The 14,982-nt window shown below is 48.6% G+C and carries 12 protein-coding genes and 1 pseudogene; 2 read left to right on the top strand and 11 right to left on the bottom strand.

Annotated elements, in window-relative coordinates; all coding sequences use genetic code 11:
- Nucleotides 1–45 precede the first annotated feature (45 nt).
- From QUE34_RS13895 to QUE34_RS13945, 11 genes and pseudogenes are all read right to left on the bottom strand, one after another.
- Entirely contained in the window at nucleotides 46–906 is an 861-nt protein-coding gene (locus QUE34_RS13895) for a StfH/YfcO family fimbrial adhesin (protein ID WP_032303464.1), read from the bottom strand.
- 1 nt (nucleotide 907) lies between these two features.
- Nucleotides 908–1,447, bottom strand: a complete 540-nt coding sequence (locus QUE34_RS13900; RefSeq protein WP_103253491.1) for a fimbrial protein — start codon at nucleotides 1,445–1,447, stop codon at nucleotides 908–910.
- Complete coding sequence (locus QUE34_RS13905) at nucleotides 1,444–1,932, bottom strand: fimbrial protein (RefSeq protein ID WP_103253490.1); 489 nt, start codon at nucleotides 1,930–1,932, stop codon at nucleotides 1,444–1,446. The genes QUE34_RS13900 and QUE34_RS13905 overlap by 4 nt, the downstream gene beginning before the upstream one ends.
- Nucleotides 1,929–2,444: a fimbrial protein gene (locus QUE34_RS13910; RefSeq protein ID WP_032303467.1), complete on the bottom strand. Its 516-nt coding sequence runs from the start codon at nucleotides 2,442–2,444 to the stop codon at nucleotides 1,929–1,931. Before QUE34_RS13910 ends, QUE34_RS13905 begins: the two co-directional genes overlap by 4 nt.
- A gap of 15 nt (nucleotides 2,445–2,459) precedes the next feature.
- Nucleotides 2,460–3,212: a fimbria/pilus periplasmic chaperone gene (locus QUE34_RS13915; RefSeq protein WP_286338839.1), complete on the bottom strand. Its 753-nt coding sequence runs from the start codon at nucleotides 3,210–3,212 to the stop codon at nucleotides 2,460–2,462.
- A 19-nt stretch (nucleotides 3,213–3,231) separates the two neighbouring features.
- A pseudogene (locus tag QUE34_RS13920) lies at nucleotides 3,232–5,868 on the bottom strand (fimbrial biogenesis outer membrane usher protein).
- A gap of 84 nt (nucleotides 5,869–5,952) precedes the next feature.
- Nucleotides 5,953–6,513, bottom strand: coding sequence for a fimbrial protein (locus QUE34_RS13925; protein WP_032184725.1), 561 nt, complete (start codon nucleotides 6,511–6,513; stop codon nucleotides 5,953–5,955).
- 545 nt (nucleotides 6,514–7,058) lie between these two features.
- Nucleotides 7,059–7,544: a phosphohistidine phosphatase SixA gene (gene sixA, locus QUE34_RS13930; RefSeq protein WP_001195813.1), complete on the bottom strand. Its 486-nt coding sequence runs from the start codon at nucleotides 7,542–7,544 to the stop codon at nucleotides 7,059–7,061.
- Nucleotides 7,545–7,746: 202 nt separating this feature from the next.
- A complete protein-coding gene (gene fadJ / locus QUE34_RS13935) occupies nucleotides 7,747–9,891 on the bottom strand; it encodes a fatty acid oxidation complex subunit alpha FadJ (protein ID WP_032303469.1) in 2,145 nt (714 codons plus the stop codon).
- On the bottom strand, nucleotides 9,891–11,201 hold the full coding sequence (gene fadI / locus QUE34_RS13940; protein ID WP_032303470.1) for an acetyl-CoA C-acyltransferase FadI: 1,311 nt from the start codon (nucleotides 11,199–11,201) through the stop codon (nucleotides 9,891–9,893). Before fadI ends, fadJ begins: the two co-directional genes overlap by 1 nt.
- Before the next feature lie 181 nt (nucleotides 11,202–11,382).
- A complete protein-coding gene (locus tag QUE34_RS13945; RefSeq protein ID WP_001296261.1) occupies nucleotides 11,383–11,667 on the bottom strand; it encodes a YfcZ/YiiS family protein in 285 nt (94 codons plus the stop codon).
- 371 nt (nucleotides 11,668–12,038) lie between these two features.
- Between QUE34_RS13945 and fadL the strand changes: the two genes are divergently transcribed.
- Together fadL and QUE34_RS13955 are read left to right on the top strand one after the other, a co-directional pair.
- Complete coding sequence (fadL, locus tag QUE34_RS13950; RefSeq protein WP_004017164.1) at nucleotides 12,039–13,379, top strand: long-chain fatty acid transporter FadL; 1,341 nt, start codon at nucleotides 12,039–12,041, stop codon at nucleotides 13,377–13,379.
- Between the two features lie 375 nt (nucleotides 13,380–13,754).
- The gene (locus QUE34_RS13955) at nucleotides 13,755–14,954 is read left to right on the top strand and encodes a hypothetical protein (RefSeq protein ID WP_032303471.1); all 1,200 of its coding nucleotides are present in this window, start codon (nucleotides 13,755–13,757) and stop codon (nucleotides 14,952–14,954) included.
- Nucleotides 14,955–14,982 lie beyond the last annotated feature (28 nt).

The raw sequence follows: 14,982 nt of genomic DNA on the forward strand, positions 1-14,982 counted from the left end.
CAACATGTACTTTCACCGACCAGCTAACTGGTCGGTGAAATAATGCTACAACATATTCAATACATACTGAAAGCGACACGTGGAGTCTATTGCCTGCCTGTTACTGGTATCAACACGCACTAACATATCGTGCAGTTGCCGATCGGTAATAGGGTGCTGCGTTGGCGCGACTGTTACTCTGGCGTCATCGCACCCTTCAGCCGTAAACGTGATTTGCTGACTGACAAAGCGGCAATACGCACCGCGCTCATCTATTTTACTGCCATCACAAAGCTGACCATCTTTCATCAGGTAGGTAGATAAGTTTTTTTCAATAACTGAACCTGTCGATTGCAGATTCAAAAGTTGACTGTGTTCAACCCGGCTGTCACTCCAGGAGATATCATAGTTTGTTAATGGTTCACCCGGACACGTTGTTGTATAGCTTGTCGGCCCCCTATAGTATTCCACCTTATGTGAAAGAACTAAATTTACAGAACTGTTAGCCGTAAAACCCACCAACCACGGACATGTCTCTGCCGAGCCATCAACCTCTATGGATAATCTTAAATATGAACAACTCCAGTCGACATTTGGATCAATGTTGAGAACCCCTGGGCACTTATAGGCATCAGTATAAGTGCCGTCAAGGACGGTGATTTTGGGCGCGGGTATGTTTCCAGGTCCGCTCCATGACTGATTAGGGAGATCCCCTGTCACAACGGCAGCTGATCGATTCTGATAATACTCCCCATGATACACCCCATTGGTCGTCAACAAATCAAGGAAGAAGTCAATCTTTGCGGTAGCCTTAACAGTCCCATAATAGATGTACACGTTATTATAGGTTGTCCCCAGTTTCGCCAGGGCTCCCTGGCTAAAGCACAGCGCCAGCATGACGTAAAACAGAAATCGTATTTTTTTCATATTAGATATACTCGAAGGTCGCCGTCAGGTTGGCGGTAAAATCGCCCATCGTCACTTCCCGACCGCTTTTCGCCTGTAACCAGGCCCTGAAATTAATGTCATTACTGCCATCGCTAAGCGTGAATTTCGCCCCGGTTGGGTCGTTAATCGCCACCCGTACACCGTCCGTCGTTTCCATCCCAATCCCGACGCCCTGCGCGGTTGATGTGGTATCCAGCGCCAGGAAACCGGGCTGTTCACTGTCTTCCGTACCGGTAAGGGTCACCTGGACCTGATAACTCGCAGGCCCCTTACAATCTTTCAGCTTAAACACCACCGGAACGTGCGCAGACTCCCCCGCAGCCATAAGATCCCGACGACTGATAGTTGGAAAATGGACTTCTGCCAGATTTCCGCTTTCAACCACCAGCGTACAAGAGCGGCTAATTAAATTGCCGTAAAAATGCAGGTTGTTGTCCACGGCCAGGGCACGCGTGCTGCCGATCAACAACAGGCCCGCTAACAGCCCATAGCCGAGCGAATAAATACGTTCTGTCTTCATTGATAATCCACCCGCAATGTTGCATAGGCTGAAAACGTGGTATCACTCAGCACCGCATCGGCTGACTTCACTGGCACGGCTTCCAGCTTCGGCTTTTGGGTAAAATCGGTGGCGTTAATAGTAAGCGGAGTATTCAGCTTAAAAGGCTGACCATCGTGCTGAAGTTCAATACCAAAGCCGGGAACGTCTGTTTCGATAGCCGAGTCATTGTAGGCGGTCTGCGTACCCGTCCAGGTGAGTGTCATATTCCACTCGGGATCGCGCGTGTCAGAGTCACAGCTCAGGCCATATACCACTTCCTTGCGGCCATAGTCTCCGTTGATACTGTCGATGATGAGATCGCGAAATTCCACTTCGAGGGTCTTTCCATCGCTGATAGCACAGGCAGGCGGTGCAACCAGCGTACCGTGGAAGGTGATGTCATCCCCAGCCGCCAGCGCAACGCCACCGCAGGTGCAGAGTAAAAGTAACAAGCGTTTTTTCATTGGTAATCCACCACCATCGTCATACTGGCGTTAAATTCCGCTGGAGTAAGCTGCGCTCCGCTCTGTTTTACCGGCACCGCTTTGAGATTGGGCAACTGGTTAACATTGAAATCAGACCAGTTACCTTCACCCACTCTGAACAGGGAGTTATCGGCACCGTTTTCGATGCGAATGCCCAGGCCGGGTATTTCCGTCGCAATGACAGTTTCCCCGTTAATCACGGTAGTGGTGCCTTTAAGCTGCATCCGCAGATCATCAACACCTGAAGCCCTGCTACTACAGTTCAGGGTATAAAGCGGCTGCGTGGTGCGGTAATTCGTGCCATTGATTTTGCTAATGTACACATTTTCAAATTCAACACTGCTCCCCTTTACGGAACAGGGCGGCGGCCCATCCACCAAAACGTGCAACGTCAATAACACCGGTTTACTTTCCGCTGCCACGGCAAGGTTCCCCATCAGCCAGCCGCTCAGGAGAAAAATGCCCGTTCCCACCAGAAACGTGTATTTCATAAGACTCTCCCGGCATCAGCCTTTGCGGCTTTGCTCTGCATCCACCTGGCAATTATTGCCAGTGCATTTAAAGTTCAGCGACATTCGCGCGCCGTAGTCGTTGACGTAAGTCAGCACCGGCACAGTGTCCATCTTCACATTCAACGGTGCGGACGATTTCGGCGGCATGACCAGCGGCGTAAACCCGGCTGCCGGATTACCATTTTTCTGTGTGCTGGCATTGCTGATAATCACGTAATAGGGCGTGGGGTTATTGACGGTGAACGCCTGGCCATTGCGGGTTAACGTCACCTTGTGCTGCCACGGGTCTCTCATGTTAATTTTTGCCAGTGCCTTGGGTCGCCAGAACAATTTGATACGCGTTTGCAGGGCAATTTGCAGCGTATTAGGTTTGTTCGATTTTGGCGGGATTTCACGCACGTTAAAGTAGAACATGCTCTCACGATCGGCGGGTAACTTGTTGATATCCGGCATTCCCTGGACTTTTACCTGACCATTCATCATCGCATCAATACGCTGTACCGGCGGCAGTACCATAAGTGGCGAGCTGATTTTGTTGCCCTTTTCGTCCTCCATCCAGCTTTGTGCCAGGTAGGGCTGCTTCGGGTCGTTATTGCGCAACGTGACGCTGATAGATTTGTCGCCTTCATTGAAGACCAGGCGTGTACGGTCGGGCGTCACCGATGCGTGGGTTGTAAAACTGGCGGCCGCCGCCAGCAACGTCAGCGCCGGGGCAACTCTTTTTGCAGAGCGAGTCAATGTAAACATGGATCAATCCTTAATCACGTTATTGGTTTGCTGTAATAGCCATGGGTTCCGCGCCAGGAGTGACCTGCTGCGTTTGTTCCTGAATCATCGGTTTAATCTCTGCCGGAGCCGCAGGCATCACCGCGCCTTGTTGCTTGCACGGCAGTAACAGGCCATTGAACAGGTCGGCGGGTAGCGGGTCTGGCAGAGAAATCTCACAGTGGGGTTCGCCATTCCATGAGACACGCATGTGTTCGCCCGCTTTTACCCCGGCCAGATAGACGTTGCCGTCATCATCAACCAGGCCGACCTGCTGGTCATGTTCGTTTCTCACTTCCGCACCAAATGGCGGGTAACTGCCATCACTCATGCGCAGGACAGCCATCGCCTTTTGCCCACTGATGACCGCAAATTGACGATAGCCAATGGCGCCTTCGGTAAGCGTCGCCTGCACCACTGACTGCGTGGCTTCGGCGTTTTCTGGCAGTCTGGTCAGGTCAATCGTGGCCTGGTTACGGTAGTAGTTATTGACGTCGGCAACGACGGCTTTACCAAACATATTGGTGTAAACCGCTGCACCATTTCCTTCGACCGGTACGTCCGCGACACCGTCAGCGTCAATCAGTAATCGCGTACCGCCCATATTTTGAGTACGGTGCAACGCGCCACCGTGAGCCGTGAGCGTAGCGCCGCCCTGTAGCGACAACCCGGCAGAGGTGTACTGCCCTTCATGGTAGTTGGCATTGAGATCCACATGGGCCATTGAGCCGTCACGGCTGTAATAACCATCCACGCTGGAGTGATTTTCACTGTTGCCCACGTTTATCTGATAATGACTGGCGTCATCGATACGACTGAAATACCCTACCTGGCTGCTGTCTGAACCGCTGCCGTAGTTGCCGTTGTAACTCACAACGCTGCTATCGCCCCATGGCATACTTAAGGAGATGTAGACGCCTTTGTCAGCACTGTCGTCATACTCGTAGCGATAACCAGTCAGAGAGATACTCATGTTACGAATGCCCCCCATATTGAAATAGTGGGAGAGCATGACGTTGTAGTTGGTCTGTTCATCACGATCCCAGTAGGTGTGGCGCGTATAGTTCAGGTAAACAGAAACACCGGCATCCCTGAAGTTCTGGTTATAAGTGGCGGTGTACATCTCTTTATCATTGCCTGAGCGAACCATTGCGCTGTCATTCGCGTCCAGATATTCGCTCATGGTCATATAGTTCTCTTCCGAGAAGCGGTATCCGGCGAAGGTGACGCGGCTGTTGAGTTCATCAAAGTCTTTGGAGTAACTGACTCTGAAAGAGTTACCGTCGAGCGTGCTTTTTCCGTAAGCGGTCGAATCGTCAAGTCGGGTATGCGAGTGGGTGATATCAAAGGCCATCGCACCGAAAACGGAAAGATCGCGACCAATCCCAAGCGCGGCTGACTGGTAATTTTCATCGCCAAGCGCCCCGCCATACAGTGACCAGCCGTTTGCTATCCCCCAGGACGCTTCGCCACCGGAAAAGAACCCGCCTTGCACATGGTGCCCCCACTCCTATGGTCGCCCCATCATAATTTTGTAGCGCACCTGGCCCGGGCGAGTCAGGAACGGCATGGAGGCAGTGCTGATGTCATACTCCTGCACCTGACCGTTCACCTCTTCAATGCGCACATGCAGCGTACCAGAGCTAAAATCGGCGAGATCCTGGATACGGAATGGCCCGGCTGGCACCTGGGTTTCATAGATTACGCGCCCGGCCTGGCTAACGGTGACTTTCGCCGCCGTATGGGCCACGCCGGAAATATCCGGGGCATAGCCGCGCAGGTTCGGCGGCAGCATTTGATCGTCAGTACTTATACTACCGCCGATGTAGTTAAAGCCATCGAAAATATCGGAATCGAGGTAATCTTCACCGAGTGCCAGTTTGGCTTTCAGGCTCGGTAACGCGCGCCAGGCATAGTAACGGCTCCAGTCCCAGTTTCTTTCGGTGCTGTCTTCCGTCTCTTCATCATTACTGCGGGTATGCTGATAATCGCTCTGCCAGTCGGCTCGCAAGCGCCACGGCCCGAGGTTAACGCCAACCGTACCGTTGCCACTGATATCGTTGCTGTCATCACCGCCATTTTCTTCGTGTCGGGTTTGGGCATTGATGCTGTAATCGGCAATTAAACCTGAGATGCCATCATCCCAGCGCGAGGGAGGGTCCCAGTCGACATCGCTGTATTCAAGATAAGCCTGCGGCAAACTGATAAGGAGTGCGGACTGGCTTAAGTCAGCGCGCATTTCCAGACCGTCAAATTGGCCTGGCTTGAGGCATTTACCGTCGTGAACCCATTGCAAATTTTTCGCAATGTCTTCTTTGAAACCAAGCAGTGCCACCAGGTCTGGCGACAGGCAGGCGTAAGTCTTATTGGCATCATTTTCTGTTGCATACCAGTAAATATCATATTCACCGGGTAATGGCTGTTTATTCACCTCAACCTGTAAACTGTATTTACCCGGTTCAACATAACCCTGGCTTGAAAAGCGTTTTAAATCGATTTTCGTGTCGCCTTTTAATTCCAGAAAACGGGAATCAAACTGAATATCTTCATCAGCCCAGGCATTGATATGGCATCCAGAGATGGCCACGGCAACGCACCAGGGAAGCGCCCGTAAGCGGAAAAGGGAATGGTCAGGCATACACGTATTCATCCGTGATTATTATAATAAGTCCAAAAACTCGCCAAAATCCCCCATAGCGAGATGCTATGGGGGTGAATTACCTTAGAGATAGGTAATCTGGAAAGTGGTATTCGCTTCAAAACCACCCAGGTCAGGCGTACCCGTCGCACCGACTAACCAGGCTTTGAAGTTCAGAGTCTGTTTAGGTTTGCCTTTATTGGTTGCTGAGTCATTTACGATCGCCTGTTTAATGCCAGCACCGCTTTTATAGGAAGTACCTTGCTTATCACCAATCGCCAGGCTTACATTGTTAAACGCAGCACCTGTATCGGTATTAAAAATGGTGTAGTAATTCTCGTTTCCCGTAGAAACGTTACCGGTGAACGTCGTTTCCATGTTCGTTTGGGTATCAAATACGCAGTCCTGCAAACGAATCTGAAAATCTTTCGGCGTGGTGGTCCCGTTGTTTTTCAGTACTTCGGCACCGATGTTACCTAAATCCACTTCCAGTTTGTGATCGTCTGGAACGATAGAGCACGGGGAGTCTTCAATGGTGCCGTAGAAACGTGCAGTACCGTTGTTGCCTGCAGCAAATGCTGACGCGGAGACAACTGCGCCCATCACCATTGCGGCAGCAATGGCTGTTTTGGCAAACTTACTCATTATTTGTCCTTAAATCATTAAAATGTATAATACAAGCAACTGACATAATATTATTGTATATATTATGTCTGACGCTTTTAGTTAACCATTGAACATCATATGTCCCAAATAATCATAGAATGTAAACAGATATTCTCTGGTGTGTCGTTATGTTGGTCTTATCTTTAAGAACAATCAATGTAGTAATGCTTAAACACTTATGTAGATTTAATTAATCAATACACAACCAGAATATCCCTCTCGATTTTCAATAAAAATACATGCGCGCCATCAAAAAAAAGAAAAATTTCATAACTAATATGAATGAATTGGATATAAAAACCACTAAAAGAATTTATAATGATTTTGCATTTATTTATTGCTAAGATTCATTCTTGATTAAATTAATTAATTTATATTCAAGATACAAAACCATTATTCCACTGTGTTATTACAATATTCAATAACAAGAAAGATAATAAAATTCGTGATATGTAAAATATATTCACAATTAGGACAGAAAAAATTTGCCCGGTATACGCGTACGCAACCGGGCATATGAGCTTTTAAATTGCTTTTGCCATCTTCAGATTACACGGGCTCATCTGCCAGTTGAATTGGCCGTTTCCACTTTCATCAAGTGTTACGCTGGCAATCGCTGAAGTGGTAAACATAGGCGGCGTTTCGCCCGGACATAACTCGGCAACCAGATACCCGACTAATGGTAAGTGGGAGATAACCAGTACCGATTCGACACCTTCGTTGGTCAGTGCCTGGAGATACGCACTGACCAGACCAACATCGCCACAGGGCGTTAGCTCAGGCAGAACTTCTACGCTGGAAGGCAGGTCCATACAATCCGCCACTTCTTCCAGTGTTTGCTCGGCTCGCAGGAACGGGCTCACCAGAACACGTTCGATTTCCACTTTTTGACCTTTCAGCCAGTTCGCCATCAGGCGAGATTCGTCACAACCATTAGTGGTCAGAGGACGAACCGAATCACTGGCGGCATCGAGGGCTGCGTCGCCGTGACGCATGATAAAAACTTGCATATTGCACCGCTTTTGTTAACCAGATTCGCCCGTCGTGTTTCATCTGAAACCAGAGAAACACGACGGTGGCCGGCATTGTGCCTTATCCATTCACCGAATGAAACGCTGTTTTTTACCTCAATGGCGTAAGTATAGTCAATATGCGTTTACATTTTGACCAACGCTCCGCCATTCAGCGCGGATTCATATAACTTTGACCTTCTTATTGCAGGTCAGTTGCAGTTGTTTTCCAAAAACTTTCCCCACGTTCGCTCATCTCAACTAAACGATCGCAAGGGGTAAAACGAGAACCGTACCGCGCGGTCAGACGTTGCATTATTGCAACCACTTCTGCCGCACCGAGAGCGTCGATATAGCGAAATGGGCCACCGAGAAACGGCGGAAACCCAATTCCAAATACCGCGCCGATATCCCCGTCACGCACGCTACGGATAACCTGCTCGTCCAGACAACGTACAGCTTCATTCAGCATCATCATCACACACCGTTCAGCAACCTGCGGTGCGGAGAGTCGCCCCTGCCCTTGCGCGCCAATCAGCGGATAAATAGCAGGATCGACCTGTTTTTTGCTTTTACGCCCTTTCGGCCCATAAAGATAGAAACCCCGACCATTTTTTCTGCCTTTGCGATCATCATTCAAAATTGAAGAAACAACATTTGCAGGCGCGCTAAAACGTTCTCCATAAGCGGCTTCCAGTACAGGAATAATTTTAGTCCCGGTGTCGATTCCTACCTCATCCAAAAGTTGGATTGGTCCCACCGGAAAACCAAACTTGACCAGTGCGGCATCGATATGCTCAACCCGTTCACCTTCAGTCAACATGCGGATAGCTTCATTGATGTAAGGCGCTAAAATGCGATTGACATAAAACCCGGCTTTGTCACGCACAACAATTGGTGTTTTTCCCTGTTTTTTCGCCAGTTTTACCGTTGTAGCGATGGTTTGCGCCGAGGTCCCCGTATGAGGAATGATCTCCACCAGCGGCATTTTTTCTACCGGGCTGAAGAAATGAAGACCGATAACCAGCTCCGGTCGCGAGGCGTGAGCGGCAATATCACTAATTGGTAAAGATGACGTATTCGAAGCGAAGATGGTATGAGTGGCGCAATTTTCCTCTACTTCCGCCACCATCTTTTGTTTTAATTCGAGATTTTCAAACACCGCTTCAATAATTAAGTCACGATGGGCAAAGCCGCGATAATCCGTTGTTCCCGAAATTAATGCCAGCTGTTTGTCACGTTCGCTGGCTTTGAGATGTCGGCGGCGCACTTTGCCCTCCAACTGATCCCAGCTGTACTTCAATGCATGATTTATGCCCTGCGGGTTGATATCTTTAATTCTGACCGGCAAGCCCGCTTTACAAGCAGTAACATAAGCAATACCGCCCCCCATCAAGCCACCACCTAAAATCCCTACGCTATTTAACGGCGCGGGCGGAGCATCACTGCCCGGATCTTTCTTCACTTCGGTACTGGCAAAAAAGATACTACGCAGAGCCTGCGATTGTGGTGTCATCGCCAGTTCACCAAAGGCACGGGCTTCCGCGTCATAGCCGCTACTGGTGCCTTGCGCTAATCCGGTTTCGATGACTTCAAGAATGCGTTTTGTCGCCGGATAGTTCCCCTGAGTTTTCTGCTCTGTTTTCTTGCCGACCATTTTGAACAACAGTGCACGACCTAGCGGCCCCGCCAGAATGCGCTCGCGTACAGGTAGCGGGCGGGAAGATAGTCGATCCTGCTTTGCCAACTCAACGGCGGATTCCAGTAAAATAGAGTGCGGAACGACATCATCCACCAGCCCCAGTTTTAAAGCCTGCTTTGCCCGTAGTTGCTTGCCTGTGAGGATCATCTCCAGCGCGGTGCTGACGCCAATGAGGCGCGGCAAACGCTGAGTACCGCCTGAACCTGGCAATAATCCAAGCTGAACTTCCGGCAAGCCAAGCACCGTTTTAGGATCGTCACTGCAGACGCGGTCATGACACGCCAGTGCCAGTTCCAGCCCGCCCCCCAGGCAAGCGCCATGAATAGCCGCGATAACCGGAACAGGCAGAGCATGAATCTCCGCCATTAACTGTTGCCCCTGCCGCGCCAGCTCTTCCGCTTCTTGCGCCGTTTTGCAGTTGCCGATCATGTTGATGTCTGCTCCGGCGATAAAGTTGTCCGGTTTCGCTGAGATAAATACAACTCCACGTAATTCTTTGTTTTCGCGAAGTTGCTTAATAATGGTGCGCACCTGCGAGGCAAACTCCGCCTTCAGGGTATTCATTTTCTCACCGGGAACGTCGATGGTGATGACTGCAATGTTGTCCAGACGAACATTAAGAGTAAAAGCTGATGCCATTTCCATTATTCCGCCTCCAGAACCATTGCCGCACCAAGCCCACCCGCAGCACAGGCGGTCACTAAACCAAATCCACCGCCGCGACGGCGAAGCTCATGCAATGTCTGGGTAATCATCCGCGCTCCAGTCGCTGCGAAGGGATGCCCGTACGCAATGGAACCACCAAGCACGTTAAACTTACTATCGTCCACTTCACCAGTAGCATGGGAACGCCCCAGTACGTCGCGCGCAAAACGTTCGCTGCCAAGCAACTGAATATTAGCCAGCGTCTGGGCGGCAAAGGCTTCGTGCATGTCAATCAATGTCAGATCGGCCATCGTCAATCCAGCGCGTTCCAGCGCCAGCGGCGTTGACCAGGCCGGGCCGAGCAACATGTCCTGCCAGACATCAATAGCGGTAAATGCGTAGCTACGCAGATATCCCAGCGGCACCAGGCCCAATTCTTTCGCCCGTGATTCAGTCATCAGGATCACCGCCGCTGCGCCATCGGTCAGCGGCGTACTGTTTGCTGCCGTTACCGTCCCGTGTTTGCGATCAAACGCCGGACGCAGCTTTGCGTAATCAGCAAGCGTGGAATTGCCGCGAATATTGTTGTCTTCCGCGAGCGGTTGTTTATAAGGAGGAACGTAGGCGGTCATTACCTCTTCTTTGAGTTTACCTTCTGACCATGCCTGAGCAGCACGCTGATGTGAACGGTGCGCCAGCGCATCTTGCTGTTCGCGAGTAATACCGTAGGTTTTCGCCATTTGTTCGGCGGTGTCGCCCATCCGCAAGCCTGTGGAATACTCCGCCACCGCAGGCGGTACGGGCATTAAGTCACGCAAACGCAGGCGAGAAAAAAGTTTCAGTCGTTGGCTCATCGTGCGGGCTTTGTTGACATCCACCAACACGCGCGCCAGTTTTTTACTAACACCAATGGGCAATACGGAAGAGGAATCTGCCCCGCCGGCAATCCCCGCACGAATAGTTCCCGCCATCAGGCTTTCGGCGACGTTTGCAACCGCCTGAAAACTGGTAGCACAAGCGCGGCTGACGCTGTAAGCATCGGTATGGACATTCATTCCGGTGCCAAGAACAATTTCACGCGCAATGTTGGGGGCTTCAGGCATTTGTACGACCTGACCAAAAACCAGTTGTTCAATCACTTCGGCGGGGATCTCGCTGCGTGCCAGCAATTCGCCTACGACCATCTTCCCCAAATCAACAGCGGGAATGCCATGAAAAGCCGTCGCCTGACGGGCAAAAGGCGTACGTAAGCCGCTAACAATGGCGATACGATCGCCCTGGCGGGTAATCAGCGGTAAAACCTGACCCATAACACTCCCCTGTAAAAAAATAAATAAAGTGGTCTGACCTGATCATAGTCTTAACCATTTTTTTACATTTAGCCAAGTGGAGAAAAAGGAAAGTGGGAGCTATGACACAGAGAGAAAAGAGGAAGAGAAAATAAAAACGCCCCCGCCAGGAACTGACAGGGGCGTATATACCCGAGAGGAATTAACGCAGACCCAGCTGGAAGATCAACATTTCAGCTTCGCAGGCAAAAGTGAAATCGATATCCAGGCGCACACCGTCAGACTCTTCAGTGAAAGTCGGGGTGATTTTGCAAGGTTCGGATTCCACGCTACGGGCTTTTTCAGTCAGCGCCGCCAGCGTTTGTTCTGCTTCTGCGCGGTTTGCAAACACGCGGCTGTAAGACGCGGTGCAGTCGGAGTTGTCCATAATGGTGCCAACATCCATACAGCAGCAAACCGGGGTTTCATCAGCACTACATTTACTCATCGTTGATTTCCTCTGTATGTGCACCTAAGGTGCCAGATAAACGTTGGGGATATTTTACGCTTCCGGAAAGTACTGCTCCAGTTGTTAATTCTGCAAAATCGGATAAGTGACCGAAATCACACTTAAAAATGATCTAAAACAAAATTCACCCGAATCCATGAGTGCGCCACCTCCAAATTTTGCCAGCTGGATCGCGTTTCTTAGATCATATTTGAAAAAATATAGAAACATACTTGCAACATTCCATCTGGTCCGACCTATACTCTCGCCACTGGTCTGATTTCTAAGATGTACCTCAGACCCTACACTTCGCGCTCCTGTTACAGTACGTAACATAGTTTGTATAAAAATAAATCATTGAGGTTATGGTCATGAGCCAGAAAACCCTGTTTACAAAGTCTGCTATCGCAGTCGCAGTGGCACTTATCTCCACCCAGGCCTGGTCGGCAGGCTTTCAGTTAAACGAATTTTCTTCCTCTGGCCTGGGCCGGGCTTATTCAGGGGAAGGCGCTATTGCCGATGATGCAGGTAACGTCAGCCGTAACCCCGCGTTGATTACCATGTTTGACCGCCCGACATTTTCTGCGGGTGCGGTTTATATAGATCCGGACGTAAATATCAGCGGAACGTCTCCGTCTGGTCGTAGCCTGAAAGCCGATAATATCGCGCCTACGGCATGGGTTCCGAACATGCACTTTGTTGCACCGATTAACGACCAATTTGGTTGGGGGGCTTCTATTACCTCTAACTATGGCCTGGCAACAGAGTTTAACGATACTTATGCAGGCGGTTCTGTCGGTGGTACCACCGACCTTGAAACCATGAACCTGAACTTAAGCGGTGCGTATCGCTTAAATAATGCATGGAGCTTTGGTCTCGGTTTCAACGCCGTCTACGCTCGTGCGAAAATTGAACGTTTTGCAGGCGATCTGGGGCAACTGGTGGCTGGTCAGATTAAGCAATCTCCTGCTTGGCAGACTCCTCAGGGGCAAGCATTAGCAGCTACCGCCAACGGCATCGACAGTAATACCAAAATCGCTCACCTGAACGGTAACCAGTGGGGCTTTGGCTGGAACGCCGGGATCCTGTACGAACTGGATAAAAACAACCGCTACGCATTGACCTACCGCTCTGAAGTGAAAATTGACTTCAAGGGTAACTACAGCAGCGATCTTAACCCGGCTTTTAATAACTACGGTTTGCCAATTCCTACCGCGACAGGTGGCGCAACGCAGTCGGGTTATCTGACGCTGAACCTGCCTGAAATGTGGGAAGTGTCGGGTTATAACCGTGTTGATCCGCAGTGGGCAATTCACTATAGCCTGGCTTACACCAGCTGGAGTCAGTTCCAGCAACTGAAAGCGACATCAACGAGTGGCGACACGCTGTTCCAGAAACATGAAGGCTTTAAAGATGCTTACCGCATCGCGTTGGGTACCACTTATTACTACGATGATAACTGGACCTTCCGTACCGGTATCGCCTTCGATGACAGCCCAGTTCCGGCACAGAATCGTTCTATCTCCATTCCGGACCAGGACCGTTTCTGGCTGAGTGCAGGTACGACTTACGCATTTAATAAAGATGCTTCAGTCGACGTTGGTGTTTCTTATATGCACGGCCAGAGCGTGAAAATTAACGAAGGGCCATATCAGTTCGAGTCTGAAGGTAAAGCCTGGCTGTTCGGGACGAACTTTAACTACGCATTCTGATAACGCGTTTACCGGGTTAAAGTCACCTGCATAGCAGGTGGCTTTAACTCCCTCTCTTCACCGAAAGTTGTTTCCTCATTGCTTGCCTCCTGAGATAAGACAATTTTGCAAACAGCCTGATGTCAGCTTGCCCTTGCAAATCTGTAAGCGTTATCCACAAACAGGCCTGAAGGGAAAGACAGATTATCAGGCATTCTGCTCGTCCTTCTCAATGAGTTTACTTTTCTGAATTTCCAGGATACTCAAACCACCCTGGCTATTATGCGCTCATACACTCAAATTAAAGATAGGTTCTAAATAAATGAGCGTTTTTTGATAGTCTATTTTATTAGGTAATATATATTTGCAACAAATCAATCAACGTGGAATAAAATCATGCTACCAGCTGTTTCAATCAACAATACCTGCCCTACTTACACAGAATCCACCAATGAAAATAACAATAATGAAGTTAATGGATTAGTACAAGAGTTCAAAAACCTTTTTAATGGCAAGGAAGGAATAAGTACCTGTATTAAACATCTACTTGAGCTTATAAAAAATGCCATACGAGGAACCGGTGAACTTGATAGAATAATTATCAATAATTCCTCAGTTACTTATATTGATATTGGCTCCAATGATACAGACTATATTACTATTGGTATCAACAACCAAGAACCAATAAAATTATCTGCGAACTATAAAGACAAAGAACTCGTCCGTACTATCATTAATGACAACATAGTTGAGAAGACTCATGATGATATAAATAATGCTGAATATACTGATGATGGTATTATTGGTATTCATAATCAAGAACCAACAAAATCACCTGCGAACGATGAAAACAAAAAAGTCGGTCAAACCATCATCAGTAAAAATGTAGTAGAGAATACTCATGATATCCATAACAAGGAAATGATCTTCAGCGCAATAAAAGAAATATATGATGGAAATCCTGGTTTTATCTTCGATAAAATATCGCACAAACTCAGACATACGGTAACGAAATTTGATGAGAGCGGGAAAAGCGAACCAACGGACTTATTTACCTGGTACGGTAAAGATAAAAAAGGCGACTCTCTCGCTATTGTAATTAAAAATAAAAACGGAAATGATTACTTATCTCTCGGTTACTACGATCAGGACGACTACCACATTCAAAGAGGAATTCGTATTAATGGTGATAGTCTCACCCAATATTGTAGTGAAAACGCCAGGAAAGCTTCAGCGTGGTTTGAAAGCAGTAAAGCTATCATGGCAGAGTCATTTGCAACAGGTTCCGATCATCAGGTTGTAAACGAGCTCAACGGGGAAAGACTGAGAGAACCTAACGAAGTTTTTAAACGTTTAGGTCGAGCAATAAGATACAATTTTCAAGTGGACGATGCAAAATTTAGACGCGATAATGTAAAAGAAATAATTTCTACTTTATTCGCTAACGAAGTTGACGTTGACAACTCTCAAAATGAATATAAACAGTTTAAGGAAATCGAAGATAAAGTTGAAAAAAGACTTCAAAATCGCCAGATGAAATATCAAAGTGAAATTAAACAACTCTCTGCGTTGGGTGTTAATTTTGATGATAATTAAAATTATTTGTCCAGTTTTTTGATTTTTC

This window comes from Escherichia sp. KS167_9B (assembly GCF_030295215.1).
Classification (GTDB): domain Bacteria; phylum Pseudomonadota; class Gammaproteobacteria; order Enterobacterales; family Enterobacteriaceae; genus Escherichia; species Escherichia coli_F.

Bases quoted from the DNA above. Each gene is read 5' to 3' on its own strand.
- QUE34_RS13895 (WP_032303464.1), bottom strand. From the start codon at position 906: ATGAAAAAAATACGATTTCTGTTTTACGTCATGCTGGCGCTGTGCTTT.
- QUE34_RS13900 (WP_103253491.1), bottom strand. From the start codon at position 1,447: ATGAAGACAGAACGTATTTATTCGCTCGGCTATGGGCTGTTAGCGGGC.
- sixA (WP_001195813.1), bottom strand. From the start codon at position 7,544: ATGCAAGTTTTTATCATGCGTCACGGCGACGCAGCCCTCGATGCCGCC.
- QUE34_RS13955 (WP_032303471.1), top strand. From the start codon at position 13,755: ATGCTACCAGCTGTTTCAATCAACAATACCTGCCCTACTTACACAGAA.
- fadJ (WP_032303469.1), bottom strand. From the start codon at position 9,891: ATGGAAATGGCATCAGCTTTTACTCTTAATGTTCGTCTGGACAACATT.
- fadL (WP_004017164.1), top strand. From the start codon at position 12,039: ATGAGCCAGAAAACCCTGTTTACAAAGTCTGCTATCGCAGTCGCAGTG.
- QUE34_RS13945 (WP_001296261.1), bottom strand. From the start codon at position 11,667: ATGAGTAAATGTAGTGCTGATGAAACCCCGGTTTGCTGCTGTATGGAT.
- QUE34_RS13925 (WP_032184725.1), bottom strand. From the start codon at position 6,513: ATGAGTAAGTTTGCCAAAACAGCCATTGCTGCCGCAATGGTGATGGGC.
- QUE34_RS13910 (WP_032303467.1), bottom strand. From the start codon at position 2,444: ATGAAATACACGTTTCTGGTGGGAACGGGCATTTTTCTCCTGAGCGGC.
- fadI (WP_032303470.1), bottom strand. From the start codon at position 11,201: ATGGGTCAGGTTTTACCGCTGATTACCCGCCAGGGCGATCGTATCGCC.
- QUE34_RS13905 (WP_103253490.1), bottom strand. From the start codon at position 1,932: ATGAAAAAACGCTTGTTACTTTTACTCTGCACCTGCGGTGGCGTTGCG.
- QUE34_RS13915 (WP_286338839.1), bottom strand. From the start codon at position 3,212: ATGTTTACATTGACTCGCTCTGCAAAAAGAGTTGCCCCGGCGCTGACG.